This is a genomic window from Anaplasma phagocytophilum (assembly GCF_023476575.1).
In the GTDB taxonomy this organism is placed as follows: domain Bacteria; phylum Pseudomonadota; class Alphaproteobacteria; order Rickettsiales; family Anaplasmataceae; genus Anaplasma; species Anaplasma phagocytophilum_A.
The window spans coordinates 1-3,058 of sequence record NZ_JAHLEX010000118.1 but is presented as its reverse complement, the minus strand read 5'-3'; the positions used below and the strand labels follow the sequence as shown (position 1 = coordinate 3,058).

The 3,058-nt window shown below is 39.8% G+C and carries 1 protein-coding gene and 1 pseudogene; one reads left to right on the top strand and one right to left on the bottom strand.

The features are described 5' to 3' along the window. Window positions 1-641: 641 nt before the first annotated feature. Window positions 642-1,050 (top strand): annotated as a pseudogene (locus KPX09_RS04885) (GTP-binding protein); the annotation flags it as partial. Window positions 1,051-2,871: 1,821 nt separating this feature from the next. Here the strand turns inward: KPX09_RS04885 and KPX09_RS04880 are convergent. Then, window positions 2,872-3,058, bottom strand: a 187-nt coding sequence (locus KPX09_RS04880; protein ID WP_249549244.1) for a hypothetical protein, incomplete at its 5' end; no start/stop codon positions are given.

The window sequence follows — 3,058 nt, the reverse complement described above, 5'->3', positions numbered from 1 at the left end:
CAGGTTACATGCTGACCTTCTGAAAACTTGATGTATAAGGCTTCGGATGTTGATGGAGAAACTGAAGCACTCTGGTACTGGCTTGGTACTGGAAATTTCGTCGTAATAAATTTGTTTATTGCGATATAAGTCCGAAAGTCAGCACCACAATACATGTTATTTTCTACTACAGCATTTTTGCAATACGTTGAGGCTAAGGTCTAAGCTGCACTTCTGAAACTTGACACGCAAGTAGTTCTGATAATATTGGAAATAATAGCTGTGCTGCATAGAGTTTATTGTGAGCATTCTCTGCAAAACACTCTAATGAGCTTATAGTTTTCATTCTTTCGGAGAGATAAACAATACACTGCCATGGTTTCCTTGAATCATCATTATAGCCTCTCTTACGTGCTGCAATACTCCTCAGAATTTCCTCTTGCAACAAAGATGTAAAATAATAGGCACACTGCGCATGATCTGTCAGCTATAGAAGATTGTTTGCAACACAAATTGTTGACGGAAACTCAACAAAAGCGACTACTGCTCCAATATGTTGTAAAGTATTTTAGGTTTTAGCAATTTTTTTTTGTGTTCTTGGCAGGGAATATGAGGTGTGAGGAAGTAAGGGTGATTTATCTAAACGTATAAATATGAGGATAATGGCGCACATAGTTGCGGGAAAGACTACTACGACAGAGCGCATACTTTTTTACACTGTGGAAGCAGAACAGGATAGGGGAAGTTCACGAGGGTGCTGCATCTATGGACTGGATGGAGCAGGAGAAGGAGCGGGGCATTACGATAACATCTGCTGCTACTACGTTTTTTTGTAATGGATGCAGAATAAACATAATCGATACACCTGGGCACGTTGATTTTACTGTAGAGATGGAGAAATCTCTTCGGGTACTGGATGGTGCTGTAGCTGTGTTTTACGGTGTTGCGGGTGTAGAGCCGCAATCAGAGACGGTGTGGAGTCAAGCTGATAGGTACGACGTTCCGCGTATTTGCTTTGTCAATAAGATGGATAGGGTAGGTGCTGACTTTTATACTTGTGTCGATATGATTGATACTATAGTTAAGCAAGCAGCTATGACGTGGTAAGAAAAGGCGATGAAAACACACATGGACAATTAAGGGCGGCACGTTTCTCCTTTTGCATAGAAAAGGCTATCCGCTTTTGTTTCTCGTCGGTCACATAAGGTATTATGCAATTATTTGGCACTACAGTTACTGATACGCTTCATTCTTCACATAATCATATTTAAACCTCTAGATCTAGGAGCTGCACAGACTAAAAATCTCACAATCTGATGTACCTTAATGTAGTTGGTGGTGAGAGGAGAACAGCCCTGTAAATTGCTTTTTGTAAATGCATTTCATGGGCAATGTACGACGATTATTCCGTAAGATTAACAAGCTACTAGCAACATGTTGGTTGAAAACACGGAACATCTGGGACTACGGGAGTAAAACCTATATATTCGTCACATATGCTTCGGGGAGCACACTCCCACTCTACTATTCTTCTCGGAAACACTGTACTCTCATCTAAATAAAATCTTGTTTGATTCCTATAGTACGGATTACTACTACAAACGCCGTGAGCACTGGCGTACTGGTAGACCGGGGTGATAAGATATCACTCAATCTTACATCTATCACACCGCAAGATGCTAAAATGCCCACTACTATCAATTACTATCAATCCTACAACTATTGGCGATACGCTTAGTATAAAACATGCGAGGACTGCTTCGGCGATTTCATACCGCCAACTCATGGGCATATAACTAACACCGCTGAACAAAATACAGAAAAAAGTTATGAGAAATAACGTTAAGAAAGTTACTGAGAATATGATTGAGGCTCGCATATTATCTTTATCCCTGTCATAAATACTCTCATTCAACACAAGCTCTTCTCTACTATAATGTAACACGTTGAACCTGATACATCTTCTATACCACTAGTATAACGAAAAAATGGCACATAATAAGGCTGTGTATTCATAATATTAAGCCGGTAATACTTGATATTTCCGAAAAATTTCTATTTAGTATACTCTAAGCTTATGGAACGGGCTGTTAAAAATTACCCGATGGTGATCTGTAAAGAATAAAAAAGGCGTGTGTATTAGAAAGTATGATCTCTATTTGGGAAAAACAATATGGAGATGCAATTCGTCACAGCGAAATGAAAGAATTGCGTGAACTTGGCTTTTGTGCTCTCTTAAATAAATAAGTGCTAAAAAATACAGGACTGTCACAGGGCTATGGCGGTATAGTAATGATTTTAAAACGTCATAGTATATGCATGGGTGGTGACCAGGATTACGTATACTGGATCCAACTTCTTGAGGGGCAACTTATAAACCTAATGCAGATCCTTAGAGAACTGCTTTCTTTAATTGTAAAAACTCACTCAGCATATACCTTTCACAAGCGCAGCAGTATGACTGCACAATACTTTATAGACATACTGTTCTATTCGGTAAAATATTGCGCTTTTCTATGCAATTATAGTTTGAACCGTAGTGAGTCTCTAAAAAAGGAGTCCGGAACTTGAAGCTATCAGCGCACGTCGATAAGAGGTGGCCGAAAAACTTCAATCCCGAATCAGGAGAGGCCCTCTTTTCTTTTGCTCTGCGGAAGAATCATCCCCAAGCAAATTAAATAAAGCACCCACAACTCCTTTTGGTATATCACACTCATCTGGACTGCGATATGTGAACTGTATGAAATTTTGGATAACAATTCACACACATACACTTGAGATCTTCTTCTTTTCTCTCATTAGAAATGGAAACAAACTATGCCATACCAAGTGCAGCTCCTCCTGCGACAGAAAAACTACTTCCATCACTTACATTGAACAAAGGCTTCCCTTTCACACAGCAGGTACAACCGGACTAGAAAGAGCATCCTCTCTTCTTTCTGCGCCTATACCATACTCTACCATTAGATGTGCGAGACGTTCTGGGATTGCGGATAACGCTTCACCAATATTCGAAAGCCCGTCTAGTCTTTGCTGATCAGAGAGTTTTTTTTCTTTTATTACGCACAGCGCATCTTGG